Genomic DNA, 26,934 nt, shown 5'->3' on the forward strand with positions numbered 1-26,934 from the left:
CATGAATATCGAGCTTCCGCGCAAACACCTCGATCTGTCCTCCGCCATCGCCGAGGGTGACATCCGCGTGCTGCTGATGGTGCTGGTGCATATGACCGGCGACGAGAAGTGGCTCGAGCCGCCCTACAAGCCGAAGCGCGACGTCCGTCTGATCCCGGATCCCGACGCCGGTGTGCCTCAGGAGATCCAGGACGAGATTCGCGCGGCGGTCCTGAACCTGTTCGCAGACGGCACCCCGAAGCCCGTCATCACCGATCCCGGCAATGAATTGATGCTGCGGATGATGCGCGCGACGCTCGGCGACAATGTCGCGCCGGAATATGCGCCGCTGATGCGGGAGGAGATGGGGTTCATCCCACGCGACGCGCGCTGGCGCGAGCGCCCTTCTGGCGAGAAGCTGGCACAGCAGCATGTGCTGATCGTCGGCGCCGGGGTCTGCGCGATCGCGCTTGGCGTCGCGCTCGGCCGGCTCGGCATCCCCTATACGATTGTCGAGAGGCAGGACGAGATCGGCGGCACCTGGTACGTCAACCGCTATCCCGGCTGCGGCGTCGATACGCCGAACCACTCCTATTCCTTCTCGTTCGGCCCCCGCAATCCGTGGACCCGCTATTTCGCGCAGCGCCAGGAGCTGCTCGATTATCTGCTCAAGGTCGTGCGCGAATACGACATCCGCAAGCACCTCCGCCTCAATACCGAGCTCGTCGCCTCGCGCTGGGACGAAGGCAAGCGGCGCTGGATCTCGACATTGAAGACCGCCCGCGGCGAAGAAACTTTTGAATCCACCGCGCTGGTCAGCGCGATCGGCCAGCTCAATGATCCCTTGCCTGCCCGCTTTGAGGGAGATGAGGACTTCACCGGTTTGAAGGTTCATTCGGCGCTGTGGTCCGACGACATCAAGCTCGACGGCAGACATGTCGCCGTGATCGGCACCGGCGCAACCGCGATGCAGCTGGTGCCGTCGATCGCCGACCGCGTCGCCTCGGTCACCGTCTACCAGCGCACCGCGCAATGGGCGCGGCCGGTGAAGGGTTATTCCGATCCGATCACCGAAGGTGCGCAGTGGCTGCTCGCGCATCTGCCGTTCTATGTGCAGTGGTATCGCTTCAACATGTTCTGGCGTTACGGCGACGGATTGCTGCCGTTCCTGCGCAAGGATCCGGCCTGGCCGCATCCGGACCGCGCCGTCAACAAGGGCAACGACCGGCATCGCCAGGAGCTGGCCGACTTCATCCTGTCCGAGCTGAAGAATCGCCCCGACCTGATCGAGAAATGCATGCCGACCTATCCGCCCTACGGCAAGCGCATCCTGCTCGACAACAACTGGTTCAAGACGCTGACCAAACCGAATGTCGAGCTGGTCACCGACAAGATCGACCATTTCGATCGACACGGAATCGTCACGGCCGACGGCACGTCGCGGCAGCACGACGTCATCGTGATCTCGACCGGCTTCAAGGTCTCCGAGATGGCGGCACGCCTCAACATCACCGGGCGTGACGGCAAGAACCTCAAGCAGGCGTGGAGCGACGACAATCCCACCGCCTATCTCGGCCTCACCGTGCCTGATTTCCCCAATCTCTTTCTGATGCTCGGCCCCAATTCGGGGCCTGCGCATGGCGGCAGCGTCATCTTCCAGTCGGAGTGCCAGAGCCGCTACATCTCCGCCTGCCTTGTCGAGATGATCGAGAACGACATCGCCGCCATCGACGTGCATCCCGACGCGCATGACGCGTATATCCGCGACGTCGACGCCGAGCACGAGCAACTGATCTGGACGCATCCGGGCATGACGACCTACTACCGCAACAGAAGCGGCCGGGTGTTCTCGGCCATGCCGTGGCGTTTCGTCGACTACTGGAAGATGACGCACGATCCGGATTTCACCCAATACCGAAAGACCAAGTCGCGACAGGACTCCTGACCTGAATTCCCTCGCTCGTTAACTTGACAGATGGCCATAACTGCCGCAGCATTTCGCTGACTGCACCTGTTGGGGTGCTGGAGCGCTTGCTCCTCGCGTCGCAGGAATTGATGGACGATTATGGGATCGGCCGTCAGGCAGCAGAAGCGGACAGATGTCCGTCGGACCACCCCTTGGAGAGGAGCATGACGCCACCGGCGCAAGCCAGCGACCTTGCTCAGCGGCAAGGTCCCGGTGCACGTTGAGGCAAACAGCAGCTGCTAGCCGCGTGCGCCACCGACAATCTGAACATATCCGCAGGACAGGAGCGCAAAGGCCACGCGCTTTTAGGTCCCGAAACACCACTGGTCGATACCAGACATCCTTCGCTAAAACGAAGTAGCAGGGCCCCGCGATGCTTGACTGCACCGGGGCCCGTTCGTTTGCCCGCGATCTCCCCTTCGTCACGCCGCATTGCGCCCCTGCACGGGATCGGGAACAATTGTCGCGACGAGATGGGGAATGATGATGGAAAAGCCGCGGGTCCGAATCTACACCGACTACAAGTCTCCCTATGCCTATGTCGCCAACAAGCGGCTGTTCGAACTCGAGGAGACATACGCCGTCGAGCTAGAATGGCTGCCCTACACGCTGCGCATTCCGGAATTCATGGGCACAGTCGAGGAGCGTACGCCGCACTTTTGGCGCAAGGTGCGCTACGCCTACATGGATGCGCGCCGGTTCGCCAACGCGCAGGGACTGACCATGAAGGGCCCGCGCCGGATCTACGACGCCTTCTACGCCAGCGCCGGGATGCTGTTCGCGCAGCGTCACGGGCTGTTCCGGCCTTATCACGATACGGTGTTCCGGAGGTTCTGGAACCACGAGCTGGAGATCGACGAGCTGGCGGAGATAGCCGGCGTGATCACCGCGGTCGGTGGCTCCGCCGAGGCCTTCGAGGGCTATGTTCGCGGCCCTGCCCGCGCCGAACATGATCGCATCATCGACGAGGCCGAAGCCCTCGGCGTGTTCGGCGTGCCCAGCATGGTGTTCAACGGCGAGTTGTTCTGGGGCGGCGACCGCATCGATATGCTGATCGAGCGGATCAAGCAGCCGGAGACGATTGCGATCGCGCTTGGCGACCGGCACCGGACGTAGGCGCCGACCGTTTCGAATCGGCCTATCGTCGCTGATCGATCAGCCTCCGTTCAGGATCGCCCAGCACCCGGTGCGTTCCAGCACCGGTTTCAACGCCGCGCGCTCGCCGGCATCGAGCGCGGCAAACTTCTCGCGCAGCTGCTGCAGGCATTTGACCTGATATTTGAACGGCGCCAGTGCATAGGACAGTCCCCAGACATTGATTTCGAGCCGCTCAAGGCCCTTCGCGAATGCATCCGCGTTGGCCGCAAGGAACGGCAGATAGAGCTCACCGGCAATCCGCAGCAGCGCCTCGGCGAACCCGCCAAGCGCCTGCTCGCGAGGATACCAGTCACCCTCGACACCTGATGCATCGTCGAGCCGCCGCACCCAGTGATCGGTGAACGGCGCGCGCTCGCGCATGATCCGCATCGGGGTCGGGTCGGTCGCCATCTCGCTGAGCTGGCCGAACCAGGCAAAATCCGCCAGCGACGGCCGGCTGCCGAACAGATAGCTCCTCATGCCGACATGCGGCTCGAACGCCGCAAGCATCCGCCGGTAGCTCTCCTCCAGCAGCGGCCTGTTCTCATCCGTCGCGCCGAGAATGACCATGCGCGAAATCTGCCGCTGCCGGAACTCTTCGATTTCCTCGCGGCTGCCGGCCTCGGCCTCCGATGTCGACCACTCCTCGCCGGCCCAGCGCGAGACATAGGCCTGATCTTCCGGATCCCACCAGCGATAGAGAAACAACGGCTTCACCGCCCATTCGTCGGCGAGGTCCTCGAGCAGATCACAGATGAAAGCGATGGCCCTGTCTTCGGGGATCACCGACCGTCCCTGATGTCGCGCCTCCAGATCATAGGCCAGCGTCGTGGTCTCGCCGCGGTAGCCGCCGTCGGGATATTGCAGCACCGGGATCAGCATCGGCTTCAGATGCGCGGTTGCCTCGCGCAAAGCCTTGGTCATGATCACCCAGTCGTGCGGGATCCGGCGGTAGCGCATCAGCGCGCGCAACTTGATCGCATAGGGCGAGGCGGTCGAGCCGATCAGGCGATAGCGGTTTTCCGTCATGACGATGCCTCCGAAAATGCCGGATTGCCGTACGGGTAGAACTGCGCGAGATCGACGTTCTTGTACGGCAGCTTGTCGAGACGCGTCGTACCGAGGAACGGCTCGTCGGGTTCGACCAGGAGGATCGTCTTGGCAAATCCATTGTCGTCGAAGCCGCGCCGGAAATGGACCCGCGACTTGATCGCCATCACGTCGAAGGCGCCGATGTCAGGCACCAGCGCCTTCAGCGAAAACGGCTCCATGACCTGCACCAGATAGGTGGACAGGATCAGCACATTGTTGCGGCCGAAGCGCACGCAGACCCAGAACTGGCCATAGCCCTCGCCCGCCGCCGAAACCGTGCCCTGGATCCGAACCGGATCGCCTGCCGACTCGTCGGCGCGGCCGCCGATCTCCATGTCGAAGGCGTCGCCGGCCTTGGCGCCGGCGGCCTTCAGGCTTGCAGTCGCCCTGGCGTCGGCAATGGTCGCGATCACGGTGTTGGCAAGGTCCTGCGCGATGATCTCACGCAGTAGCCAGGTCGCCGCCCCCGACCGGTCGCTGTGATCGGCCAGCACCACCGGTGTGTTGCCAGCGGCGACGGCCTGCTTGGCCAGCGCGACGCCCTCGGCGATGCTGTGCAATTTGGTCGATTGCAGCAAGGCTTCGCGCAGCCGCCAGATCGTGCCGGCGAGATCGCGCGCGACCTGCTCGGCGAGCTTTGGATTGTCGTTGGTCAGAACCTGAACGGTCATTCCGACATCGGGAACGTCGGCGAACGGGAAGCCGAAGAAGATGTTGACATAGACGTCGACCTCGCGCGCCTCCCAGACCAGCGCGCGCTGCACGAGGTCCATCCAAGGCCGCGCCCCGGTCCATTGCAGCACCGTGGGCGAGATCACGGGAACCTTGATCGTCCTGTGCGCCGGCTTGTAGTCGCCGCGGATCGCCCGCACCAGCATGCGCGCCGCGCGTTCACCCTGCAGATGCGCGTCATAATGCGGAAAATATTTGACCGCGAACGCCATGTCCGCGTGCTCGAGGAACGCCTCATCCTCGTTGCCGTGAGGATCGAAGGTCGCCGCAATGAAGGCGGAGCGGCCGACCACGTCGCGGACCTGCCGCGCCAGATCGGCCTCCGGCCGCGGGACGCCGCGCACGGCCATCGCGCCATGCAGGCACAGATAGACGCCGTCGAACGGTCCCTCCTCCTTCAATCCGGTGATCATCTTGCCGGTGAAGGTGCGATAAGCTTCCTCTGTGATCCAGCCGGATCCGGTGTAAGTCTTCGGCCAAAGCGGGGATTCGATGCCGATCAGCTCGACCTCGGAGAACTCGCGCGCCACCTGCACGAAGCCGCCCATGTAGTTCTTAGGATCGAACTGCAGCAGCGCCTCGCCTTTGGCCGGCGAGCCCGGATAGATGAAGTCGTCGAGCGTGGTCTCGTTCGGCAGGAACGAGACGGTTTCGTGGGAGAAATGCAGGACGGCGATACGTATCTTGCGATCGCTCATTTTGGTGCGCCTCGGCTGTTTTCCGCATTGTGGCATTGAAGGCGCGGCGCGCCAATCCGCATTCGGTTTTTGCCCGCCAGACCTGCAAATACGCAGGCGCAGCGCTGCTTGCCGCCGCGCGGATTCTGCTATGGTCGCCGCAACAATCGGGCCGCGGCCCCGCAGATATCTCAAGGAGAGAGCGCCATGAATCCCCCCGTCAGCTCGCCCGCGATCAAGGTCGTCAAATCCGTCCGCGAGCAGGTGAGCGCAGAGGAGTGGCAGGCCCGCGTCGATCTTGCCGCCTGTTATCGGCTGACGGCGATGTACGGCATGACCGAGATGATCGCGAACCACATCTCCTGCCGCGTGCCCGGCACCACCGACCAGTTCCTGATCAACGCCTACGGCATGCTGTATGAGGAGATCGACGCCTCCAGCCTGATCAAGGTCGACGTCGAGGGCAACACGCTGCTCAACGCCACCGACTACGACGTCAACGTCGCCGGCTTCGTCATTCACAGCGCCATCCACATGGCCAAGCACGACATGGATTGCGTCGCGCACACCCATACCCCGGCCGGCATGGCGGTCTCGGCGATGGAATGCGGCCTGCTGCCGCTGGCGCAGACCTCGATGCGCTTCCTGCACATCGCCTATCACGACTTCGAGGGTATCGCCGACAATGTCGACGAGCGCGAACGCCTGGTCCGCGACCTCGGTGACAACGAGGCGATGATCCTGCGCAATCATGGCCTCTTGGTCGTCGGCCGTACCGTGCCCGCCGCCTTCAACGTGCTGTTCCGCCTCGAGCGCGCCTGCCAGACCCAGGTGATGGCGCTGTCCTGCAACACCAAGCTGATCTATCCGCCGCAAAATATCCTCGAAGACACCTATGAGCGGATGCTGCCGAAGCCCGGCCGCGCCGCCCGCAACGGCGAACTCGCCTGGCCCGCGCTGCTGCGCAAGCTCGACCGGGCGGATCCGTCGTATCGGGATTGAAAGCGAAAGCCGGCGCAGGCTTTCTCCATTCGTCGTCCCGGCGAAGGCCGGGACCCATAACCACAGGGTAGCCTTGTTGAAAAACAGGCCGTGGCCCCAGCGTCGCGCAACAATTCGCATTCGTGGTAATGGGTCCGGCCTTCGCCGGGATGACGCTGAAATTGTTGCACGATCTGTGAGTCACAAATCCGCGTTCTCGCGGCGTGTTTCGCCCGAGCTTTGCTCTTCGTTCCGCCCTCCCTGTTGAAGAGAGCGTAGGGAAAGTTGGGAGCCGATCGCACCCATGGGCCCCGAGCAATGGGTAGAACTTGACGTACCCCTCGAGCGGGTGAAGAAGCGCCGAGTGATCCAGCAGCCGCTGTGCCGACCTGGCGGTCGAGATTGCCCGCGAGGCGCTCAGGGCATCGAACGAGCAATACGTCTTCGCCTGCCCGCTCGGCGATCAGCACGATCTACGCGGACGGCGGCGACCTTGGCCGGCGATCTTGGCTTTGATGATGCGTGGATCGCACGTTGCCTCGATCATTCCTCGAGCAAGAAGGCCGAGGTCGCCGTGCCCACCGTCACCGGCAAGGTCTACAATCATTCGACGCGAATGAAGGAAAATCGACGGCGTCGCGGCCGAGTTGCGACGGATCATTGGCAGCCTCGCAAAGCAACCTGAGACCAATCTACGTCTCGTCGCCTGAATTACGTGCGGAATACCAGGCGGGCGTCTTGGGACCCGCACGTGTGGGACCCTTTCTTTGTAAAGCGGTGCGAAGCCATTTGGCTTACCCAAGGCCCCCGGCAGATGAGATGTCCATCTGGATCGACACGGGAGAACACCGCCGGCCCCTCGAATGATGAAACGCAAGAACCGAGGGGAGCGACTTTATGCGTCCCGAAGGGAACCATCTTCCTGCCAGGGCGTCAATTTGGAACTCGCTCAACGCTGCGGCGGGAGGTGGCCCCTTGGACACTATCGATATCCTAATCGTCGATGACGAGCACTTGGTCCACAGCTTCATTAGCGGTGCTCTTAGCGAGGCGGGCTTTGCGCCATTTGGCGTTTCGTCGGGCGATGAGGCGTTGAGCTTGTTGCGAGACAGCGGAGATAAGTACCGAGCCCTCGTCACCGATGTAAATCTCGGCGCGAATACGATGGATGGCTGGCAGCTTGCTCGCCGTGTCCGAGAAATGCATCCCGATTTTCCGATCGTTTACATGACCGGCGCCAGCGCCGAGCAATGGACTGCGAACGGCGTGCCCAACAGCATCCTTTTGACGAAGCCATTTGCGCCTGCCCAATTGGTGACTGCCGTCTCTCAACTGTTGAATGTTGGCACGTCTCCGCTCTGTCCAAAAGACTTGCCATAGCCGCGCCACCGGGTTTGCGACACAGATGGCGGCATTCTAGGCTGCGTCATGTTTCGCCCGAGCCCATTTGCGGCTTAGTGCACCGTCTGCCGTCGATGCCGCGACACATGCTCGATCAGTTCCGCGTTCAAACAATTTAGGATGCGCTCCAACTGCTCGTTGACCAGCAAGAGAGCCCTCAGAGCGCTGCGCACATCGCCGTCGCAGGCGGCAACGATCTCGTCTAGCTCCCGATCATATTCGTCCAGATAGTCGTTGGTCGTTGGGTGCGGCATACGAACAACATCCAAACAGAAAATACCGTCTCGGGATCGACGAGCACGCGGCTTGTCCTTGATATTCACAGGCGAGCGCCAAAGACCCGGTTGCATTTCGGCGAACGGCGATCTGCTCTGGACCAATACTTTCAACGGTTTTGGGAGATTGCATGGTCGAGGTGTATTTCAATGTCAGACATGATCTGCTCGTCGTGAGAAAGGGTTTTCCGGTGCCGGCTGTCAGCGCTCAAGGTAAGTGGCGCAAGAGCAGAAGGAGGGTCGTCAGGGTCAGCGAGGAGATCAGACAGGCGGTCCAGAGCCACGGCTACTACATGCGTAAACTGCGCGATCTCAAGAAGAACTAGCACCGATCGGCACACAAAAGCCCGGCCGCCAATTAAGACGGCCGGGCGTCCGGGTTTTTACGGATAGACTGCATCGCGCGCAGCGCCTCCAATGGCTGCATTCTTTTATTAGTATTTGCGGTCGCGCCGTTCCGTCGGACGATCTCCTGCCAGTAGACCTTCGGACCATGCGCTTCCGCTTCATTGGGAGCATACGATGATCGACCAAAGGACTGCGCCTTACGCTGCGTTCATTTTGCGGATTACGATTGCCGGGCTGTTCCTGGCGGCGCTCTACGGCAAGTTCATCTTGAAGCCGATCAGTCTTTGGTGGAACGGCCTATTGAAAGCCGGATATCCAGAATGGGTGCTCACATACACGTTGAGCGCGGAATTCGCGGCGAGCATCCTATTGCTGCTCGGCGTCTATACCCGCTGGGTGAGCTTGTACACGCTGCCGATGATGCTCGGTGCCACGCACTTCTGGATGGTCCGTAAGAACTTCTGGTTCGTCGAAGGCGGATGGGAAATGCCCTTTGTCTGGGCGGTGATGCTACTCGCCCAAGCACTGCTCGGCGATGGCGCCTTCGCATTGAAGGTGCCGGCGCTGCCTTGGGAGCGACGATTGCAAAAGGCGCCTGCATGAACTTGAGCGACGTCATGTGAGGATCGACGAGCCGAGGAGCGGCCCTAGCTCAGGTAGCTAGGGCCGCCGGTAAGCCCAAGGCGCAGTACATCCTGCGCTCGTCCTCACTAGAGCGGAACCCCTAAGGTTGCATAGAGCCCGGGACTGCTAAATCCCAAAGGAGTGCCTCATCTGTCTCACCATCATCATGGTGGCGTCGGTGTATCGGCCGTGGGTGAGATACTGGTCTACCTGCGATGCACCTAGCAGCGCGAGGGCTGCAATCGCAAAACCTTTGATCATCGTGGGCCCCATAGGGAGACCGCCAACCGGGCTGGTCAGGTTGAGGATTCCAGAATGCGTTGTCGCTCGTCGCGACCGAACCGCAATGACCTAGACTGACACCAATTGGTAGAAAACCGTTAATCGGCAACGCCAGTCTGGGTTGCCGGCAGTGATATCGCGCGAGAGGCTTGATACTGCCGATCCCGTTAAGGTTTTCGGTGCGCGAGCGGGCCGGCTTTCAGGACATTCGACGGCGCGGCCTCTCTTTTCTACATGAACAGGGCAATAGCCACGATTGCGATGGGGCTTAAGCCCGAGCGCCACGATGAGCGCGCTAAAAGGTAGGTCACTGCAACACCCCTGCGTTTGGAGTTGGAACTCTACGCCCGGATGCTAGGGATCGCCGGTGCAATTTGTGCACGGCAAAGCACCGTGGGGTGGTAAATAGCTGGTTCTCGGAGCATATTAGCCTTTATGAGACCGTGGCTAAAAATGGCGCTGATAGTTCTCGGCTTGTGCGCAGGCTGGATGGTCATCGGTTTATTGACCGTAGACGATGACGACGAATTCCACCAAGTCATCACGGCGTACAAAGCGCGCTAACTGGGACTGGCACTCGGTTCACCCACGGACCCCGGACCGGCAGAACTACGACGCGAACACGGCAACCAAAACTCCTATGTGTTCTGCGGTTTGGAAGCATTGATCGTCCGTTCCACCTCATCAGCGAGCGCCCGATGATGGGCGGCTAGCTTAGCAAACAGGTCTTTCTTAGTCTCGTTGGTCGCGAGCTTGCTGATGAGTTCGCACTCCTCGGCCTCGACCCGAAGCTTCTCCAAGTGCGCCTTCATGTCCTTCATTTGAGGTTCCCCGATGCCGGGAACCATTTGAAGAGGGCGCTAGCGGACGTCAATACCCTGCGCTAATCGAGATATGAAACTCTGTTCACCCCGGAGAACATCGGTAGTCCAAACGGGTAAGAACAGATGGTGTCCAATGGAAATTGATGGGGCCAGAACATCTGATGGCGCCTCGTCAAACGAGTTCGTGGCCTAATCGGCAACGGGACCTAAGCTAAGGTACTTTGAGCCGTGCCCTCGAAAGGCGGTACGCGGGACGCCGGGCCTTTCGCGTATTTGGCCTCGTCTTTTCGCGATTTTGCTGCGCCGGGTTATCGTTGCGACTTCCGTAGGATAGCGCGATGAGCGATTTGGAACTGGTATGGCGATCATGGCGGGCGCTTTCGCGGCTTGACCGGCGGCGATCTATCGAGATGCTTCGGTCGCATTGCGCCGAGGAGCGCGCAACGGTGCTGCGCCGGAATGGCAGCGCCGTCTATGGCGTCAAGGCGGCCTACTATTTGCTCGCGGCGAAAAGATCCCATTTCCCGGGCAGCCCCTTTAATTCGTATGAGCCTCGCTCGGAGAACTTCAGATCGGTGCCTGCTACGAGGTCGGTGACCACCCGCGAGACAAATACCTCATTGCTTCCCGACTGCGACATCACCCGCGCGGCTGCGTGGACGGCAATGCCACCGATGTCGTTGCCTCTGATTTCGACCTCGCCGCAATGAAGACCCGCGCGTACTGGCAAACCAATGCTTTTGCTCTCCTCACTGAGCGCCAAGGCGCATCGCACAGCCCGTCCCGGTCCATCAAATATTGCCAGAACGCCATCCCCTGTGCTCTTCACCAAAGTGCCGCGATGCTTGCTGACAATCCGGCCGGAACGATCGTCGTGATTGTCCAAGAGGTCACGCCAACGGTGATCGCCGAGTTGCAAAGCAAGATTGGTCGACCCAACGATATCAGTAAAGAGAACGGTAGCGAGTATGCGCTCCAGATCAATTCCCTCGCTGGCGCGTTGTCCAGTGATGAATTCTTCGATGTCTCCGGTAACTCGCTCAATGTCTCCCGTCCAGAACGCGTGATCGCCCGACGGATATTCAATGTATTTCGCTCCCGGGATACCGGCGGCGAGCTTGCGGCCTAACGTTACAGGCACCTGCGCGTCGGTTGTTCGGTGCAGCACTAGGGTTGGCGTGCGGACGACTGGGAGGATGGGGTTGATGTCTATCCGTCGGTTCGAAAGTATGTAGGATTTTAGTGCGCCAGGACTGCTGCCCAACTTTTCGAATTTTGCGATGCGAGCGAGTATCTCCGGATTGCCAGCATCACTCGCGAAAACTCGCTTGAGGAAGTCCCCGTTTCCCCAACTCTTTACGACGTAAGCTAACCGTTCCTGAACCTCGGATGGCGTGAGGTTGGGCGGGAGCAGGTCTGATATCCGCGCCAGCCCTCCGAATAAGACCAAGTGGGACACGCGCTCTGGGTAGGTCGTCGCGAATAGAACGCTCATCGACGCGCCTTCAGAGAAGCCGACTAGCGCAGCACGCTTGGAGTTGATGGCGTCCATGATCGTGCGGACATCGTCGATACGTTCCTCAAGAGACGGTACGTCGGCCAACCGATCTGATAGTCCTTGACCTCTCTTGTCGAACGTGACGACCCTTGAGAACTTCGCCAAGCGACGAAGAAAGCGCGTATAGCCCGGGAGTTCGTGCTGAAAATCGATGTGGGATATAATGCCCGGAACTAGGATAATGTCGGTGGGCCCATCGCCCATGACTTGATAGGCGATGTTGAAGTCGCCGCTCTGCGCATACTGCGTCTCGGGCAACGCTACTTCCGTCATCGCGGCCCCCACCGTTTGTTCGCGTTTCCAACTATCTTCCAGATCAGGCCGGACATCAACGGACGTCATCCACCGTAAATGCCCGGTATTTGCCCGTCACACGATGGGCCGAAGCTATGGTCTGGCACCGGCGGACCTGAAGGTGAACGGTCTAAGGGCCTGTTGGGACCCAGCTCAAGCGGCTCTGTTTAAGCCATTGACAGACATGGCTTTTATTCGTTCTTTGGATCATGAAAAAAAGGCTTGGCATCAGGACCACACGACTTCACCGTCCACGTCATGCGCACTCGTCAGTTGCGCAATCGGCGTCCACCGCATCTCGACCCACGTTCGTGACGACCGCGAAGCGCCCCTCAATCGGGTGAGACGGGCGGAATTGGATCAATGATTTGCCCGACGACGGAAGCGGGATTTTGCCCGTCGGGGTGATTTGTCGCAGCCATCGTGCGGTGGGCGCGGAACGTCGTGCCGCTCAGCTTCCGAGCTGAATGGTGCGCTCCAGCGCCGCGGCGAAGCCGTTGAGGGGGACGTTAAAGACGACAGCCTGCCCGTTGCTGATGCTCTGTGCGGCAACGGTGAGCATTTTGGCCTTGCTGATGGTGTCGGTCACGGCCGTGGGAAAGGATACCGGCAGCAAGCAGCCTTGCGCCGTGCAGGTGGAGAAGCGCGTCTGCTCCAGATCCTTGCCGTCAAGCTTGAGGACGGCCCCGGCGTCGAACTTCAGCCCGAACGGCATCAAGATGTTGCCTTCGGCCTTTCCGTCCCTGGGAATCAGTTCGATGGCGAAGATTTGCTGATTGGTTTCCTTGGCGAGCTGTGTCTGCCCGAGGGTACACAGCTTGGCCCCGCCGTCGAGCTGGCATTTGACGATCCAGTCTCCGTAGGTCTCGCTGATCGCGGAAGCGCCCTTGGGAAGCTGGACGGCGCGGACCACGCCGTCCATCGCGGACGTCTGGCTCCGTGTGTCGATCGGCATGGAGATCGTGCTCCCACTCGCATCCGACACATCGGGAGTTCGGGCGGCTTGCGCCGAACCGACGCCGACCATGACGACGAGAGCAACGATCGCCCGAAGACGCCTGTCTGCTGCGCTGACCGTCACCATTGCATTCACTCCGCCTCGTTACGTCCCGAAACCGATCTGCCTCTTCGTCGGCGTATTCGTGGGCATAATTCCCACATGAACGAGATACACTCACTTGGAGAACCGCTGATATGCAAGAGCTGATCGCCGCCGGCGTGATTGTCGCGATCGTTGCATTCTGCGGCGGGTATTTCTGGGCGATTGCACGTGAAGCCATGACCTCGAACAAGGCCGCGAACAAGCAGCAACGCAAATGGTAGTCGGGCGCCGCCACCTTGCTCCCGTGATTTGCCCGCGGGATGCGTTTTCAACTAAGCTCGCCGGATGGACATGCTCGTCAAGCTCTACGCCCTGCCCGATTCCCGGCCCGCCTATGATCGATTGCTCAAGGTCGGAATTGTGATGCGCCGCGCGCTCGCGCCTGAAAAGCACAAGGTCGTGGCCTGGGTGCGGGAGACATTCAGCGAGGCGTGGGCCAGCGAAGCCGAGGTCGCGTTCAGCCGCCAACCGGTCTCCTGCTTCATCGCGATCCAGCAAAAGAAGATCGTGGGATTTGCCTGTCACGACGCAGCCTGTCGCAACTTCTTTGGCCCGACCGGTGTCGCGCCGAAGGCGCAGCAGGGCGGAATCGGCAAGGCGCTGCTGTTCGCCTGCCTCGAGGACATGAAACACCAGGGGTTTGGCTATGCCATCATCGGCGGCGTCGGGCCGGCAGAATTCTATTCGAAGGCCGTCGGCGCGGTGGCCATCGAAGGCTCCGCGCCGGGAATCTATCGAGGATTGCTGTAGCTGCGCCTTTCCGGTCTTGTCGCGCTACGAGACAGACTGACAATCTCTGCGTTCACGGAGGTCGGACAATTCCAGGATGGCGGGCGGGTTGAAGATCACGACCGGCATCATCGCCGCGGTGCTGGTCATTGCGGCGGTGGCTCAGGCGCGCAGCGTGCTCGCCCCGCTTGCGGCCGCCCTGTTCATCATCGCGATCGTCTGGCCCGTTCAGCAACGGCTGCAGTCGTGGCTGCCGAAACTCCTCGCGCTCGCCATTACCGTCGTTGTTACGGTTGCCACCTGCATCGCGTTTGCCTCGCTGGCAGCATGGGGGTTTGGCCGCGTCGGGCGCTCCTTGATTACGGATGCGGCGCGGTATCAGGCCTTCTACGATGCCGCGGTGATCTGGCTCGACGGCCATGGCGTCTCGTTCGCCGGCGTCTGGGCGGAGCATTTTAATGTCGGCTGGCTGCTGCGCACCACGCAATACGTCACCGGGCGCGTGAACACCACGTTGAGTTTCTGGCTCATCGCGCTGGTCTATGTCGTGCTGGGACTTCTCGAGGTCGAAGACGCTGGTCAACGAATCCAGCGGTTGGAGAATCGCACAGCTGCCCGCGTCTTGCTCAAGGGCAGCAAGGCGACGGCCGCCAAGTTTCGTAAATATATGCTGGTGCGGACGCAGATGAGCGCGGTCACGGGTCTCTTGGTCGGCCTGTTCGCCGCTGTAACCGGGCTGCCATTCGCATTCGAATGGGGCGTGATCGCCTTTGTCCTCAACTACGTTCCTTTCGTCGGTCCTTTCATCGCGACGCTGTTCCCCACGCTACTGGCCATGACGCAGTTCGAGAGCTGGCCCGCGGTGTTTGGCGTGTTCGCCTGTCTCAACGTCATCCAGTTCGTGGTAGGCAGCTATATCGAACCGCGGGTGGCCGGCTCGACATTGTCGATCTCGCCGTTTCTGGTGCTGTTTGCGATCTTCTTCTGGAGCTCGCTTTGGGGCCTGTTCGGGACGTTCATCGGCGTGCCGATCACGCTCGCTATTCTGACCTTCTGTGCCGAGAGTCCGTCGGCCGCATGGATAGCCGATCTGTGCGGCGGATCGCACGAAGACAAGCCGGCAGCGTCCTAGCTTGCGGCAATCTCAACCCGCTCGGGCTCGGCGAGGCAGAGCTTTCGGTCCGGGCCGACCATCATTCTGTGGATATAGAAATAGCTGGCTGCATCGTCGGCCCCCATTACCGGCGACGGGGCCGAGACGATCCTCGACGCACCACATGTACCGATCCAATCGATATGCCTGTGACCGTGCATCACCACCGAGCGATCGGAAAACCTTTGCAACCTGCGTACAAACCAGCTGCCGTTGATCAAGGCTGTCCCAATGCGCTCGGCAAATGTCTTCACCGGCATGGGATATTCCATCACGTGATGATGTAACGCGATGGTCCAGCATGCCGTCGGAAAATGACGGATCGCAGCCTCCAACCGCCGCGTTTGCGCTTCCGAAACCAAACCGAGCGCGTTGGTGAAGGAGAAGTGGGTTTCGGCGTTGGAGTTGAGAATGGCGATCCCGAGGCCACCGTCCTGGTCCGGCGGCAGGATCATCGGGAATTGATCATCGAACAGGCCACGGAGCGCGGCTGCGCGGCGCACGCCCCCGTGCTGCGCAAACTGTGTTATCCGATCATGATAAGGGGCCAGCGCCTGGTTCAGCGTCGCCGACGGTTTGCCGGAAGGGTCGATGACGCGCACGCGATCGCCCTGGACGGCCGCGATCGCCGACAGGGTACGCATCTGCCGTAGCCGCTTGCCTGGGCTGCACGGCAGGTCGAGGCGCGCAGGATTGGCACGATCGACGACGTTAACGTCATGATTGCCCGGAAGCATGATGATGCGTGCTGCAAGCTCGGGATGACCTGCCAACGCATCGAGAAATTCCGCCCATTCGCCGGGCCGGCCGGCGTCCGTCATATCGCCGCTGATCAGCACATGGTCGAGCGGATCAATGGTGTGAATTTCGGCAAGGCGAGCCAACACGCGATTGAAGTGCTCGTTTCCCTGCGGACCGGCGGTCCCGCTTTCGATGCGGAAGCCGTACCGCTCGCCGACCACGTGAAGATCGGACAGATGCGCAAGGCGCCAGCAGCGTCCTCCGGACGGCGTCGCGTCGAATCCGGCCAGGTCGGCCGGTTGTTCCATACTGGCGTCGGCCACGCTCCAGGCCAGTGACGCGACCGCAAGATAGCAGGACACCAGCACCACGGCGTTCGCGAACGTCGGCAACACCAGATGATGGATCAGAACCAGGTCATTGACGGTCGCAGTCCATCGCGAGGCAGGCCAGGCCAGGGCCGCTATCAATGCAGCCCCCGCGGAGAGCAGTATGCCGGCGCCGACCGAGCAACCGCGGCGCAGCCTCGTGCGAGAGGCAGCAGTTGCGCCGGTGCGCCAAAGCAGCTCCGCCAGATGGCCCAGCGCCTCGCGCGTGAAGGCATAACTCGGTTGCACCGCGAGCGCGTTCAGCGACCAGAAGCTTGTTTCCGCGATTTGAAGCAGCGGTCGTCCGCCGAGCCATCCCAAGGCCGCGATCACAATCAGCATCAGCACGGCGCCCACTTCGGACAGGGCAAGAGCGTGTTGCGAAAGGCTCGAAATCCAGGCGGATGCGACGAGTGGCGCAAGGCCGAGCAGCACGCCCGGAAGCAGAAGCGAAACCGTCCAGGCGAACAATAGTTTCGCCGGGCTTATCTCAACCAGAAGGCTACCCAAGATCGCGAACAACGAACGCTGTTCCGGGCTGGCGGCATTGTCCTCAAAGTCGCCGAGGCGGGGATCAAGCAGCACGCCGACGTCCTCCGTTGCACGGCGCATTCTGTCACAAACCGCTTCAGACCAACATACGCGTCAGGCTTAGCGCAGCTTCCCGAAGAACTCGCGCACCTCGCCGATGAACAGCTCGGGTTGCTCGAATGCCGAGAAATGTCCGCCTTTCGGCATCTCGCTCCAGTGCTGGATGTTGGTGAAGTTTGTCTCCATCCATTTGCGGACCGGCGTGACGATCTCCTTGGGGAACACGGCAACGCCGGTCGGCACGCTCACCTTGTGCGGGGTTCGCTTGCCCGGCCCAAAACTTTCCCAATAGAGCCGCGCCGACGACGCAGCCGTTGCGGTGACCCAGTACAGCATGACGTTGTCGAGCAGTTCGTCGCGGCCGAGGATGTTTTCCGGATGGCCGTCGCAATCGGTCCAGGCCCAGAACTTTTCGAGAATCCAGGCCGCCTGCCCGCTGGGCGAATCCGTCAGGCCATAGCCGAGCGTCTGCGGCCGCGTGGACTGCTGCTTGGAATAGCCGGAATCCCAGTCGGCATAATATTTGATGCCGTTGAGCGCCCTCGTCTCCTCCGGCGTCGGCTGCCCCTCGACATTGGGCCGGGTCGACATCGCAAGCGTGATGTGGATGCCGGCGCAATGTGCAGCATCCTGCCCGCCGATCGCGGTCGTGACCGCGGAGCCCCAGTCGCCGCCTTGCGCGAAATAGCTGGCGTAGCCGAGCCGCTGCATCAGGACGGCCCAGGCCGTCGCGATCCGGTCGACGCCCCAGCCCGTCGCTATAGGCTTGGCCGAGAAGCCGAAGCCCGGCAATGACGGGCACACCACGTGGAAGGCATCGGCGGCGCGGCCGCCATGCGCGGTCGGATCGGTCAGCGGCTCGATCACCTTGTGGAATTCGACCACCGATCCCGGCCAGCCATGGGTGATGATCAAGGGCCGCGCCTCCGGATGCTTCGAGCGAACATGGATGAAGTGGATGTCGAGCCCGTCGATTTCGGTGGTGAACTGACTGAAGCGGTTGAGCCGCGCCTCGCGCTGCCGCCAGTCATAGGTCTCGGCCCAATAGTGGCAGACGTCCTTGATCCATTGCAGCGGCGCGCCCTGGCTCCAGTCGTCGACCAGTTCGGCTTCCGGCCAGCGGGTCCGGCGCAGCCGATTACGCAGATCCTCGAGGACATCGTCGCTGACGGCGACGCGGAACGGGCTGATGGCGGTCATGGCGTCTCCCCGGGGATGCTGAACTTTCGGGGAAAGATAGGCTGGCGCGGGTCGCCGATCAAACCCCGCGCCGCAAACCCCGCCTGCACGAACCCTGCACGACTAGCCGCGAAATCTGACGACAAGAACCATTATCGGCACCGCGATCTTGCTAAGACATCGGCCACAATAGATCGACATCACGCGCAGGCGATCGAAGCGCTGATGTCGCAGAGGACGGAGCTTGTTGTGGCAATCTATCTGATTAGCATTCATGACAGACAAGATGCCGTGTTGAAGTTGGGATTGCCGCTGGTCAATAGCTCGCTGAGCTATTTGCCGATCGCCGCCTCGAGCAGCGCTTGGGCTTGCCTGGTGGCCGCGGCGAAGGCCGGCTGTTGCGGCGCGCGCTCGGTGAAGCAGCGTTTGAACGCATCCTCGCCCTGCTGGTGCAGGTCACCGAGCTTGTCATAGGCCTGCCTGCTGATCTGCTTGCGCTCGAGCTTCTCGGCCGCCACATCGGCCTTCTTGTCGTAGTCGGTGCGGACCGCGGTGCAGGCCGGCACTTGCACCGCCGGCTCGATCTCGCCATAGGCGACATACATCTTGCCGCCGGCGAGCGCCGCCACGAACACCTCGTCCGCCTTGTCGGGAAACGAATCCTGGGTGCGGCCGGCCAGGAAGCCGTAAGCCAGCGTGGCCGACGCCGGCTTGGCGATCGGCAGCTCGTCGAAATTGACCACCGCGGCATCGGTCGAGATCGCCTGGGTGTAGAGGCCCTCGAACTTCAGGGCGGCATCGACCTGCTGCGGCACGTTCTTGCTGCCCTTGTCCCACCAGGTCTTGTGTTCGTGCAGCCAGCGCGTGAACAGAAACTCGGTGGTGACGATGATATGGGCTTTCGGCTCGACGAAGCTGCCGTCGGCACGCTTTTCTCCGATCTTTGCCTCGTCCCTGCCGGTGTCGGCATCGAAGCGCAGGCCGTCCAGCATGCCGAACCCCATATCGCCCTTGTATAGAGTGTCGAGGTTGAGCTGGGCGGGAGCAAAGCCCGGCCGGGCGGGCTGGGACAGGATGGCCGTCAGCTGCGCCTTCAGCTCGTCGCGCGCGGCCGCCTCGGCCTTGTCGACGGCGTCATTGATCTTGTTGTCGTTCGACAGCTTGGCGAATTTGGCGATCGCAGCGTCACGCGCGGCGATATAGCGGTCTTCCGGTGACGCGGCGCGGGCCGGCGAAAGCAGCAGGATCGGGGAAAGGACGAGGGCAAAGCGGAAAATAAAATGCATGCCCTGTGGTCGTCCGCAGGGCATGCAAGGTTCAAGGTCACGGGTACTACCAGCATATCCCTCGCCGGCAGAGCCTCTGCCGGCGCAGGATCTCGTCAAGGCGAGCCGGTCAGGCCGCCTTTGTCACGGCGCCGTCGTCAGTCAGGCCGCCTTGGACTTCGCCACGTGGGTAGCGATCGCATCCATCAGCGGCGGCGACAGGCAATCATAGGGCTCGAGCCCAAGCTCCTTGAGCCGCGACCTGATCCCGGCCATATCGGCCGGCTTGACGCCGGACTCGATCACCGACGACACGAAGGCAGCAAATCCGGGCGCAGCCGAGCCGGACTCCTGGAACAGCTCGGGATGGATGAAGTCGAGGCCATAGAACGGATGGCCCTTGTTCTCGATCCGGCCGTACATGTGGGTGCCGCATCCGGTGCAGGCATGGCGCTGGATCACCGCCGCGGCATCGACGATCTTCAGCTTGTCGCCGTTCTCCAGCACGGTGACGTTCTCGCGCGGCACCACCGCGACCACCGAGAAGGTGGCGCCCGAAGGCTTCCAGCACTTGGTGCAGCCGCAGGCATGGTTGTGGGCGACGTCGCCCTTGATGCCGACCTTGACCTGCTTGTCCGCGCATTTGCAGACCAGCGTGCCGCCGGCAAAACTGCCGGAGCCTTGCTTGACGCCATTGTCGACCGACGGGTGGATATGAACAGTCATTGACCTATCCTCCTAGTGCTTGGTGTTTTGATTTCAGAATACGACGACCGAACGGATCGATTTTCCCTCGTGCATCAGGTCGAAGCCCTTGTTGATCTCGTCGAGTTTCAGCACGTGGGTGATCATCGGATCGATCTGGATCTTTCCGCCCATGTACCAGTCGACGATCTTCGGCACGTCGGTGCGGCCGCGCGCGCCGCCGAAGGCCGTGCCCTTCCAGACCCGTCCGGTGACGAGCTGGAACGGCCGGGTCGCGATCTCCTTGCCGGACTCCGCGACACCGATCACCACCGAGACGCCCCAGCCGCGATGGCAGGCTTCCAGCGCCTGCCGCATCACGTTGGTGTTGCCGGTGCAGTCGAAGGTGTAGTCGGCACCGCCATCGGTCAGGCCCACCAGGTGCTGGACGATGTCGCCGCCCACCTTGGTCGGGTTGACGAAATGCGTCATGCCGAACTGTTTGCCCCAGGCTTCCTTGGAGTCATTGATATCGACGCCGATGATCTTGTCGGCGCCGACCATCTTGGCGCCCTGGATCACGTTGAGGCCGATACCGCCGAGGCCGAACACCACCACGTTGGAGCCCGGCGTCACCTTGGCGGTGTTGACGACCGCGCCGACACCGGTGGTGACGCCGCAGCCGATGTAGCAGCTCTTGTCGAACGGCGCGTCCTCGCGAATCTTGGCCACCGCGATCTCAGGCAGCACGGTGAAGTTCGAGAAGGTCGAGCAGCCCATATAGTGGAAGACCGTCTTGCCCTTGTAGCTGAAGCGCGAGGTGCCGTCGGGCATCACGCCCTTGCCCTGGGTGGCGCGGATCGCGGTGCAGAGATTGGTCTTCTGGCTCAGGCAGCTTTTGCACTGCCGGCATTCCGGTGTGTAGAGCGGGATCACATGATCGCCCGGCTTGACCGACGTCACGCCGGCGCCGACCTCGCGAACGACGCCCGCACCTTCGTGCCCGAGGATCGAGGGAAAGATGCCCTCGCTGTCGAAGCCGTCGAGCGTGTAGGCATCTGTGTGACAGATGCCCGTCGCCTTGATCTCGACCAGGACCTCGCCAGCCTTGGGACCCTCCAGATCGAGCTCGACGATCTCAAGCGGCTTCTTTGCTTCAAATGCGACTGCGGCGCGGGTCTTCATCTTGGTCTCCACTAAACGTCAAACAGGTTTCTCGTTCGCACCGGACGGGCTTACTTCTTGTCGTTGTGCCCCATGCAGGCGTCTTCCGCCTTTCCATAGGCTTCCGACTTGTCTTCGTGCTTGGCCGGCCGAACACGCCCAACCGCGTCATTGGCGCGGGCGCGCAGGTAGACATAGAGGTCGTCCATGTAGCAGGCAACGTTCGGGTTATCGCCGAACGCCGGCATCACGTTCTCCTGCGCCGTGGAAACGTTCTTGCGTCCGCTCGCGACCACGCCCATGAAATCCGCGTAGCTCATGGTCTTCAGCGAATTCGCCAGCGCCGGCGCATAGGTCGATCCCATGCCGTCGGGGCCATGGCAGACATGGCACTCCGAATGATAGCGGCGATAGCCGGAGTAGGTGTACCAGTCCGTCGTGCCGTCGGCCGTAACCTTGAAGGTCGGGTTTCCATCCTTGTCGAGATACTTGCCGTCCTCGGACTTGACGGCGGTCGGGTCGCCAGCGTCCTCGGCGGAGGCAACTCCACCCATTGCCACGACAAAGATCGCAGCACTCACAAACCAGATCTTACGCAAAAGCATATCCTCGCGTGCAGATTGAAGACGGACCGGCGCATGGAGATCGCCCCATGCGCCGGAACGAGGTCGCTCAGCTCACTGCTGCGGCAGCGAGAACACGGTGAGCGTTCCGCCGAGCGCAGTGTAGTTGCTCAGCGCGGCATAGCCGCCGACTGCACCGAGACCGGCCGTCGGATCAGTCAGACCAGCCGCGAGGCCGATGCCTGCCCAACCGCCAACACCCGACAGAATGGCGACGTACTGCTTGCCGCCATGCTCATAGGTGGTGACGTTGCCGATGATGCCGGACGGGGTCTTGAACTTGTAGAGTTCCTTGCCCGTCTTGGCGTCGACAGCCTTCAGGTAGCCTTCCAGCGTGCCGTAGAACACCACGCCGCCGGCGGTCGCGAGCGCACCCGACCAGACCGAGAACTGCTCCTTGTTCGACCACACGATCTTCCCGGTCTTGCCGTCCCAGGCGATGAAGTTGCCCATGTTGGTCTCACCGGGAGGCGGATACATCGACAGCGTCGCGCCGACATAGGGCTGACCTGCGGTGTAGCTCACCTTGAACGGCTCGTAGTCCATGCAGACGTGGTTGGTCGGCACGTAGAACAGCTGCGTGTCCGGCGAGTAGGCTGCCGGCTGCTCGTCCTTCGAGCCGAGCGCTGCCGGGCAGATGCCCTTCACGTTGACGTCCTCGCCCGCCTTGTCGGTCGACGCTGCGTCAAGAACCTTCGGACGACCATAGGTCGGCGAGTCCTTCTTCATGTCGACGCCGGAGGTCCAGTTCACCTTCGGATCGTACTTCTCGGCGACCAGCAGTTCGCCGGTGGCGCGATCGAGCGTGTAGCCGAGGCCGTTGCGATCGAAATGCGTCAGCAGCTTGCGCGCCTTGCCGTCGATCGTCTGATCCGAGAGGATCATCTCGTTGACGCCGTCATAGTCCCATTCGTCATGGGGCGTCATCTGGTAGACCCACTTGGCGACGCCGGTATCCGGGTTGCGCGCCCAGATCGTCATCGACCACTTGTTGTCGCCGGGACGCTGCTTCGGATTCCAGGTCGAGGGATTGCCCGATCCGTAATAGACGAGGTTCAGTTCGGGATCGTAGGAGATCCAGCCCCAGGTCGCGCCGCCGCCGATCTTCCACTGATCGCCCTGCCAGGTCTTCAGGCTCGAATCCTTGCCGATCGGCTTGCCGAGCTCGGTGGTCTTGTCGTCGACCAGAAGCTGGTCATCCGGACCTTCCGAGTAGCCGCGCCAGACCTGCTTGCCGGTCTTGATGTCGTAAGCGGTCACATGAGCCTGGACGCCGAACTCACCGCCGGAGATGCCGAGTAGCACCTTGTCCTTGACCACCAGCGGCGCGGAGGTGCCGGTCGAGCCCTTGCTGGGATCGCCGTTCTTCACCGTCCATTCCACCTTGCCGGTCTTGGCATCGAGCGCAACCAGCGTGGTGTCGGCCTGGTGCAGGAAGATCTTGCCGTCGCCATAGGCAACGCCGCGGTTGACGGTGTCGCAGCACATCACCGGAATGACGTTCGGATCCTGCTTCGGTTCGTACTTCCAGACGATCTTGTTGTCCTGCGAAAGGTCAAGAGCATAGACCTTGTTTGGGAACGGGGTGTGGACGTACATGATGTTGCCGATGATCAGCGGGCCGCCCTCGTGGCCGCGCAGCACGCCGGTCGAGAACGTCCAGGCGACCTGCAACTTTCCGACGTTCGAGGCGTTGATCTGATTCAGCTTGGAGTAACGCTGATTGGCGTAGTCTCCGGCCGGCATCACCCAGTCTTTCGGGTTCTGCGACATCTTGTGGAGTTCGTCATTGGCGTTGGCAGCTCCGACGGCAAATACCGCCATTGCCCCAAGGCCGGTCGCGTAAAGCATCTTGCGCATCGTGGATTTCCTCCCAGGTTCAAGAGCTCAAGGGTTTCCGCCGAAACGGCCCCACTTCTTCCATTTTGGTGCCCCAGTCGTAGTCCTCTCGAAGCACGCTGACTTGCCCAATAGAGAAGAGCCGTTTGCTCAAAAGCGAAGCTTCGTCAGATTTTTGTCGACCGGCCCTGAATTAGCTGGAAAGCTTGCTTCATGTTGCAGGGCATCAATCGCGGCCGGCGCGATCCGGATGCCAGATTGACGCGTGCTAAGGTTGCGCTTGACGAGCCCAGAACTAAGTCGGAGGATCACCCGACATTAACCGGGAAGAAATCCCGCCGTCTCCCTAAGCTATTCAGAATCAGGGAGAAGGCGCATCATCCCGGGCCAGACTTAAGCTCGGTGAGCAGTCACGTGGGGATCGAATCGGTGGCTGGAAAGATGTCCGATACAGTCCATTCTCTCAGCACGAACGGATTGACGCCCAAGCGGCAGATCCAGCGCTGGTCGGATGCGCTCACTGACCTTTGCGGCCAGTTCGACGTCGATGCGCTGGAAGGATCCTCGCTCGAAGCCAGGGTCAATTTCACGACGGTATCGCGATTGAAGCTGTGCCAGATCGAGGCAAGCCAGCACCGCATCGCGCATACCATCTCGCGCATCAAGCTGAGCGAGCACCCCTACATCAAGATCGTGTTCCAGACCCACGGCGTCTCGCATTTCGAGCAGGACGGTCTGCACTTCGACATCATGCCGGGCGACTGCTTCGCCTACGACGTGTCGTGTCCGCACACCATCATCAGCCCGTCGCTGACGCGGCACGAGGTTGTCATCGTTCCAAAGGACCTGCTCAAGGAGCGCGGCTTCCAGCTCTCCAAGATGGCGCCGTGCAAGCTGTCGGCGCGCAACGGCACCGGCCGCATCGCCTATGATTTCGTTCATGCCGCCTTCGGCGAGGCACCGACGCTGACGCCGGTCAACGCCGTCGGCGTGGCCGATGCGCTGATCGACTTGCTGCTGTTGCCGCTGCGCGAGACCGGCGCCATGTTCGACCGCGGCAGCGCCGAGGCCACCTATGTGCGGGCCCAGGGCTTCATCCGCGAGCATCTGCGCGATCCGGATCTCTGCATCGACCGCATTTCGGCGGCGCTCGGCTGTTCGAAGCGCTATCTGCACATGCTGTTCAGTGATCGTGGCATGACGGTCAGCGACTACATCTGGAAAGCCCGGCTGCAGAATTGCCGGCAGGAGCTGGAGTCCCAGAACGGCAAGACCATCACGGACGTCGCGTTCTCCTGGGGCTTCTCGAGCTCGTCGCATTTCAGCCGCGTCTTCCGGAAGTATTTCGGCATCGCGCCCTCCTCCGTCCACAAGGGCCTGCACGGCGGTATGCCGGCCGATGTGGTGCTGGAATAGCGGTTCCATCCGACGTGCAGGCGTTGCGCCATGCCGTCCGCCAACAGACTTTCCTCAATCAAGTTGTCCTCAACCAAGCTGTCCTCGATCAAGGTTTGGGCACGCAACCTCAAGCGGGACAGCGTTGCGCTGTATCTCGCATCGCGTGATCCGCGCGTGCCCTGGTATGCCAAGGCCCTTGCCGTCGCCGTCGCGGCCTATGCGCTGTCTCCCATCGATCTGATCCCGGATTTCATTCCGGTGATCGGCTATCTCGACGATCTGATCCTGCTGCCGCTCGGCATCTGGCTTGCGATCTCGCTCGTGCCGGACGAGGTGATGGCGGAATGCCGTGCCAAGGCGAGCGCCGTCTTGCAGCGTCCGACCAGCCGGGCGGGAATGATCGCGATCGTCGTGCTCTGGATCGCCGGCGCAGCGGCGCTGGCTTGGGCGGCTTTCAGATATTGGCGACAGCCAATCGTCTAGGACCGCGCGGCCTTTGGCACGAGCGCCTCGACCGTCACGCCATCATCGCTGGAATTGATGTTAAGCGTGCCGCCGAGCGCGAGGATCCGCTCCTGCATCCCGGTCAAACCGCGGCCAAGCCTGTGATCCCTCAGCAAGCCGCGGCCGTTGTCGCGAACCCGCACCAGCGCGCAGTCGCGGCTGCCGCGCAGGCCGGCCTGCCGGTCCGCCGGTTCGATCGTGATATCGACCGCCGTCGCGCCGGCATGGCGGAATACGTTGGTGAGCGCTTCCTGGACGATGCGATAGATCGTCAGGTCGGCCATCTCGCCGGTATCGCCGAGCGCCGGCGAGATGCGGCTCTCGATCTCCACCTCCGGGTGCGTTTCGCTCCATAGCCGCACCAGCGCGCCGAGCGCTTCCGCCAGCCCGAGCTCGGCCAGGCCGACCGGCCGCAATCGCTCCAGAATCCGGCGGGTGAACTGCTGGAGCGCGTTGACCTGCTCGAGGATGGCGTTGCCGTGCTTGCGCAATGCCGCGGGGTCCGGCTTTTCGACTTCCGCCAGCCGGGTCAGCGCACCGGCATGCGCGCGCAAGGCAAACAGATAGGGCCCGAACTCATCGTGCAATTCGCGCGCGATCTCCTTGCGCTCGGAATCCTGCAGCGAGACCGCGCGCTCGGCGAGCTGCCGCTTGCCCTCCACGGCATCGCCAAGGGTCGCCGCCAAATGGTTCAGTTTGGCACAGATGGCGGCCAATTCCGGCGATCCGCCGGGCTCGACGCGCGCGTCGTAGTCCCCGGCCTCGATGCCGGTCATGGCTTGCGACAGTGCCTCCAGCGGCGCCAGCGCGCGGCCGACCACCAGCATGGTGACCAGAAGCAGCGCGACCGCGATCGCGGAGCCGACCTCGATCTGGGTGACGATGCCGTCCCAGATCTCGGCGATTTCGTCGTCGGGATGCGAGGTGATGACCAGCGATTGTGGCTTGCCGTGCACCGAGATCGGCACCCTCACCGAGGTCTGCTCGGGATGAACCAGCGCGACGAACCACTGCGGCGGAGCGCGCGGATCGCCGGCGTCCTCGGGGCGGTCAGGAGATTTTGCGGTCGCGCCATCCTGCCGCATGATGCTGACGTGACGCAGCCGGCTCAGGTCCTGGACGATCTGGTCGAGCCGCGCATCGGGATCCGGCGCCTCGTCGAGACCGGCCACGATCGTCGCAACGAATTCACGCGCCAGGCGGATCACGCTCTGGTCCTCGGCCTGGACACGCGGCCCCGCTTCCAGCACGAGCCGCGCAATATTGATGCCGAGGCCAAGCGCCAGGATCAGCGCCAGCAGCAGGTTGATCCGCGCGCGCAAGGATAGCTTTTGCCACATGACGTTGCCCCCGACCGCGATCCCTCCTCCGAGAGGATCGTTGACAGCCAAATTTGCCCGGCTATCTAATCGCACCCTATCGCA

At 61.9% G+C, this 26,934-nt stretch carries 26 protein-coding genes; 12 read left to right on the forward strand and 14 right to left on the reverse strand.

The annotated features are described in order from the left end of the window. Position 1: 1 nt before the first annotated feature. Positions 2-1,924 (forward strand): NAD(P)-binding domain-containing protein, encoded by a 1,923-nt coding sequence (locus I6F38_RS06360; RefSeq protein ID WP_225159503.1) that lies wholly within the window; start codon positions 2-4, stop codon positions 1,922-1,924. Between the two features lie 507 nt (positions 1,925-2,431). Then, positions 2,432-3,061 (forward strand): DsbA family protein, encoded by a 630-nt coding sequence (locus tag I6F38_RS06365; RefSeq protein WP_225159629.1) that lies wholly within the window; start codon positions 2,432-2,434, stop codon positions 3,059-3,061. A gap of 39 nt (positions 3,062-3,100) precedes the next feature. Here I6F38_RS06365 and I6F38_RS06370 read toward each other — a convergent pair whose 3' ends face one another. Together I6F38_RS06370 and I6F38_RS06375 are read right to left on the reverse strand one after the other, a co-directional pair. Further along, a complete protein-coding gene (locus I6F38_RS06370) occupies positions 3,101-4,111 on the reverse strand; it encodes a glutathione S-transferase N-terminal domain-containing protein (protein ID WP_225159504.1) in 1,011 nt (336 codons plus the stop codon). Further along, a complete protein-coding gene (locus I6F38_RS06375) occupies positions 4,108-5,604 on the reverse strand; it encodes a M81 family metallopeptidase (protein WP_225159505.1) in 1,497 nt (498 codons plus the stop codon). Before I6F38_RS06375 ends, I6F38_RS06370 begins: the two co-directional genes overlap by 4 nt. Positions 5,605-5,790: 186 nt before the next feature. Between I6F38_RS06375 and I6F38_RS06380 the strand changes: the two genes are divergently transcribed. From I6F38_RS06380 to I6F38_RS06390, 3 genes are all read left to right on the forward strand, one after another. After that, on the forward strand, positions 5,791-6,585 hold the full coding sequence (locus I6F38_RS06380; RefSeq protein WP_021080321.1) for a class II aldolase/adducin family protein: 795 nt from the start codon (positions 5,791-5,793) through the stop codon (positions 6,583-6,585). A 472-nt stretch (positions 6,586-7,057) separates the two neighbouring features. After that, the gene (locus tag I6F38_RS06385) at positions 7,058-7,249 is read left to right on the forward strand and encodes a hypothetical protein (RefSeq protein WP_016847329.1); all 192 of its coding nucleotides are present in this window, start codon (positions 7,058-7,060) and stop codon (positions 7,247-7,249) included. A gap of 290 nt (positions 7,250-7,539) precedes the next feature. After that, positions 7,540-7,944 carry a response regulator gene (locus I6F38_RS06390; protein ID WP_212056196.1) on the forward strand — a complete coding sequence of 135 codons (405 nt, stop codon included), beginning with the start codon at positions 7,540-7,542 and terminating at the stop codon, positions 7,942-7,944. Positions 7,945-8,018: 74 nt separating this feature from the next. On the opposite strand, the gene I6F38_RS06395 is transcribed toward I6F38_RS06390, so the two are convergent. Further along, positions 8,019-8,219: a hypothetical protein gene (locus I6F38_RS06395; RefSeq protein ID WP_016847327.1), complete on the reverse strand. Its 201-nt coding sequence runs from the start codon at positions 8,217-8,219 to the stop codon at positions 8,019-8,021. Between the two features lie 152 nt (positions 8,220-8,371). Between I6F38_RS06395 and I6F38_RS06400 the strand changes: the two genes are divergently transcribed. Further along, positions 8,372-8,566: a hypothetical protein gene (locus tag I6F38_RS06400; RefSeq protein WP_016847326.1), complete on the forward strand. Its 195-nt coding sequence runs from the start codon at positions 8,372-8,374 to the stop codon at positions 8,564-8,566. A gap of 196 nt (positions 8,567-8,762) precedes the next feature. Then, positions 8,763-9,191: a DoxX family protein gene (locus tag I6F38_RS06405; RefSeq protein WP_016847325.1), complete on the forward strand. Its 429-nt coding sequence runs from the start codon at positions 8,763-8,765 to the stop codon at positions 9,189-9,191. Between the two features lie 941 nt (positions 9,192-10,132). On the opposite strand, the gene I6F38_RS06410 is transcribed toward I6F38_RS06405, so the two are convergent. From I6F38_RS06410 to I6F38_RS06420, 3 genes are all read right to left on the reverse strand, one after another. Beyond that, entirely contained in the window at positions 10,133-10,315 is a 183-nt protein-coding gene (locus tag I6F38_RS06410) for a hypothetical protein (RefSeq protein ID WP_225159506.1), read from the reverse strand. A 496-nt stretch (positions 10,316-10,811) separates the two neighbouring features. Continuing rightward, positions 10,812-12,218 (reverse strand): adenylate/guanylate cyclase domain-containing protein, encoded by a 1,407-nt coding sequence (locus I6F38_RS06415; RefSeq protein ID WP_225159507.1) that lies wholly within the window; start codon positions 12,216-12,218, stop codon positions 10,812-10,814. Between the two features lie 403 nt (positions 12,219-12,621). After that, positions 12,622-13,254 (reverse strand): invasion associated locus B family protein, encoded by a 633-nt coding sequence (locus I6F38_RS06420; RefSeq protein WP_225159508.1) that lies wholly within the window; start codon positions 13,252-13,254, stop codon positions 12,622-12,624. Between the two features lie 110 nt (positions 13,255-13,364). Between I6F38_RS06420 and I6F38_RS43950 the strand changes: the two genes are divergently transcribed. The 3 genes from I6F38_RS43950 (at position 13,365) to I6F38_RS06430 (ending at position 15,133) form a co-directional block, all read left to right on the forward strand. Next, positions 13,365-13,493, forward strand: coding sequence for a hypothetical protein (locus I6F38_RS43950; protein ID WP_016847319.1), 129 nt, complete (start codon positions 13,365-13,367; stop codon positions 13,491-13,493). Positions 13,494-13,557: 64 nt separating this feature from the next. Beyond that, the gene (locus tag I6F38_RS06425) at positions 13,558-14,022 is read left to right on the forward strand and encodes a GNAT family N-acetyltransferase (RefSeq protein ID WP_225159510.1); all 465 of its coding nucleotides are present in this window, start codon (positions 13,558-13,560) and stop codon (positions 14,020-14,022) included. A gap of 76 nt (positions 14,023-14,098) precedes the next feature. Beyond that, positions 14,099-15,133, forward strand: coding sequence for an AI-2E family transporter (locus I6F38_RS06430; RefSeq protein ID WP_225159512.1), 1,035 nt, complete (start codon positions 14,099-14,101; stop codon positions 15,131-15,133). On the opposite strand, the gene I6F38_RS06435 is transcribed toward I6F38_RS06430, so the two are convergent. The 7 genes from I6F38_RS06435 to xoxF5 form a co-directional block, all read right to left on the reverse strand. After that, positions 15,130-16,848 carry a metallophosphoesterase gene (locus I6F38_RS06435; protein ID WP_346657094.1) on the reverse strand — a complete coding sequence of 573 codons (1,719 nt, stop codon included), beginning with the start codon at positions 16,846-16,848 and terminating at the stop codon, positions 15,130-15,132. The genes I6F38_RS06430 and I6F38_RS06435 overlap by 4 nt on opposite strands. Before the next feature lie 66 nt (positions 16,849-16,914). After that, positions 16,915-18,054, reverse strand: a complete 1,140-nt coding sequence (locus tag I6F38_RS06440) for an epoxide hydrolase family protein (protein WP_225159516.1) — start codon at positions 18,052-18,054, stop codon at positions 16,915-16,917. Positions 18,055-18,365: 311 nt separating this feature from the next. Continuing rightward, positions 18,366-19,319, reverse strand: coding sequence for a hypothetical protein (locus I6F38_RS06445; protein ID WP_225159517.1), 954 nt, complete (start codon positions 19,317-19,319; stop codon positions 18,366-18,368). Between the two features lie 141 nt (positions 19,320-19,460). Continuing rightward, the gene (gfa, locus tag I6F38_RS06450) at positions 19,461-20,024 is read right to left on the reverse strand and encodes an S-(hydroxymethyl)glutathione synthase (protein ID WP_225159519.1); all 564 of its coding nucleotides are present in this window, start codon (positions 20,022-20,024) and stop codon (positions 19,461-19,463) included. Positions 20,025-20,057: 33 nt separating this feature from the next. Then, entirely contained in the window at positions 20,058-21,167 is a 1,110-nt protein-coding gene (locus tag I6F38_RS06455) for an S-(hydroxymethyl)glutathione dehydrogenase/class III alcohol dehydrogenase (RefSeq protein ID WP_092083078.1), read from the reverse strand. A gap of 50 nt (positions 21,168-21,217) precedes the next feature. Next, complete coding sequence (locus I6F38_RS06460; protein ID WP_038376554.1) at positions 21,218-21,700, reverse strand: c-type cytochrome, methanol metabolism-related; 483 nt, start codon at positions 21,698-21,700, stop codon at positions 21,218-21,220. Between the two features lie 123 nt (positions 21,701-21,823). Further along, complete coding sequence (gene xoxF5, locus I6F38_RS06465) at positions 21,824-23,629, reverse strand: lanthanide-dependent methanol dehydrogenase XoxF5 (RefSeq protein WP_225159521.1); 1,806 nt, start codon at positions 23,627-23,629, stop codon at positions 21,824-21,826. Positions 23,630-24,049: 420 nt separating this feature from the next. Between xoxF5 and I6F38_RS06470 the strand changes: the two genes are divergently transcribed. Further along, complete coding sequence (locus I6F38_RS06470; RefSeq protein ID WP_016847804.1) at positions 24,050-25,024, forward strand: helix-turn-helix domain-containing protein; 975 nt, start codon at positions 24,050-24,052, stop codon at positions 25,022-25,024. A 30-nt stretch (positions 25,025-25,054) separates the two neighbouring features. Further along, on the forward strand, positions 25,055-25,489 hold the full coding sequence (locus tag I6F38_RS06475) for a YkvA family protein (protein ID WP_225159523.1): 435 nt from the start codon (positions 25,055-25,057) through the stop codon (positions 25,487-25,489). Here the strand turns inward: I6F38_RS06475 and I6F38_RS06480 are convergent. Further along, a complete protein-coding gene (locus I6F38_RS06480; RefSeq protein ID WP_225159525.1) occupies positions 25,486-26,850 on the reverse strand; it encodes a histidine kinase in 1,365 nt (454 codons plus the stop codon). The two genes, I6F38_RS06475 and I6F38_RS06480, sit on opposite strands and share 4 nt — an antisense overlap. Positions 26,851-26,934: the final 84 nt, after the last annotated feature.

Source organism: Bradyrhizobium sp. BRP56, from assembly GCF_020194035.1.
Lineage (GTDB): Bacteria > Pseudomonadota > Alphaproteobacteria > Rhizobiales > Xanthobacteraceae > Bradyrhizobium > Bradyrhizobium australafricanum.

Excerpts from the sequence above, each read along its gene's own strand:
- I6F38_RS06360 (WP_225159503.1), top strand. The coding sequence starts at position 2 with ATGAATATCGAGCTTCCGCGCAAACACCTCGATCTGTCCTCCGCCATC.
- I6F38_RS06365 (WP_225159629.1), top strand. The coding sequence starts at position 2,432 with ATGGAAAAGCCGCGGGTCCGAATCTACACCGACTACAAGTCTCCCTAT.
- I6F38_RS06370 (WP_225159504.1), bottom strand. The coding sequence starts at position 4,111 with ATGACGGAAAACCGCTATCGCCTGATCGGCTCGACCGCCTCGCCCTAT.
- I6F38_RS06375 (WP_225159505.1), bottom strand. The coding sequence starts at position 5,604 with ATGAGCGATCGCAAGATACGTATCGCCGTCCTGCATTTCTCCCACGAA.
- I6F38_RS06380 (WP_021080321.1), top strand. The coding sequence starts at position 5,791 with ATGAATCCCCCCGTCAGCTCGCCCGCGATCAAGGTCGTCAAATCCGTC.
- I6F38_RS06395 (WP_016847327.1), bottom strand. The coding sequence starts at position 8,219 with ATGCCGCACCCAACGACCAACGACTATCTGGACGAATATGATCGGGAG.
- I6F38_RS06400 (WP_016847326.1), top strand. The coding sequence starts at position 8,372 with ATGGTCGAGGTGTATTTCAATGTCAGACATGATCTGCTCGTCGTGAGA.
- I6F38_RS06405 (WP_016847325.1), top strand. The coding sequence starts at position 8,763 with ATGATCGACCAAAGGACTGCGCCTTACGCTGCGTTCATTTTGCGGATT.
- I6F38_RS06410 (WP_225159506.1), bottom strand. The coding sequence starts at position 10,315 with ATGAAGGACATGAAGGCGCACTTGGAGAAGCTTCGGGTCGAGGCCGAG.
- I6F38_RS06415 (WP_225159507.1), bottom strand. The coding sequence starts at position 12,218 with ATGACGTCCGTTGATGTCCGGCCTGATCTGGAAGATAGTTGGAAACGC.
- I6F38_RS06420 (WP_225159508.1), bottom strand. The coding sequence starts at position 13,254 with ATGGTGACGGTCAGCGCAGCAGACAGGCGTCTTCGGGCGATCGTTGCT.
- I6F38_RS43950 (WP_016847319.1), top strand. The coding sequence starts at position 13,365 with ATGCAAGAGCTGATCGCCGCCGGCGTGATTGTCGCGATCGTTGCATTC.
- I6F38_RS06425 (WP_225159510.1), top strand. The coding sequence starts at position 13,558 with ATGGACATGCTCGTCAAGCTCTACGCCCTGCCCGATTCCCGGCCCGCC.
- I6F38_RS06430 (WP_225159512.1), top strand. The coding sequence starts at position 14,099 with ATGGCGGGCGGGTTGAAGATCACGACCGGCATCATCGCCGCGGTGCTG.
- I6F38_RS06440 (WP_225159516.1), bottom strand. The coding sequence starts at position 18,054 with ATGACCGCCATCAGCCCGTTCCGCGTCGCCGTCAGCGACGATGTCCTC.
- I6F38_RS06445 (WP_225159517.1), bottom strand. The coding sequence starts at position 19,319 with ATGCATTTTATTTTCCGCTTTGCCCTCGTCCTTTCCCCGATCCTGCTG.
- gfa (WP_225159519.1), bottom strand. The coding sequence starts at position 20,024 with ATGACTGTTCATATCCACCCGTCGGTCGACAATGGCGTCAAGCAAGGC.
- I6F38_RS06455 (WP_092083078.1), bottom strand. The coding sequence starts at position 21,167 with ATGAAGACCCGCGCCGCAGTCGCATTTGAAGCAAAGAAGCCGCTTGAG.
- I6F38_RS06460 (WP_038376554.1), bottom strand. The coding sequence starts at position 21,700 with ATGGGTGGAGTTGCCTCCGCCGAGGACGCTGGCGACCCGACCGCCGTC.
- xoxF5 (WP_225159521.1), bottom strand. The coding sequence starts at position 23,629 with ATGCGCAAGATGCTTTACGCGACCGGCCTTGGGGCAATGGCGGTATTT.
- I6F38_RS06470 (WP_016847804.1), top strand. The coding sequence starts at position 24,050 with ATGTCCGATACAGTCCATTCTCTCAGCACGAACGGATTGACGCCCAAG.
- I6F38_RS06475 (WP_225159523.1), top strand. The coding sequence starts at position 25,055 with ATGCCGTCCGCCAACAGACTTTCCTCAATCAAGTTGTCCTCAACCAAG.
- I6F38_RS06480 (WP_225159525.1), bottom strand. The coding sequence starts at position 26,850 with ATGTGGCAAAAGCTATCCTTGCGCGCGCGGATCAACCTGCTGCTGGCG.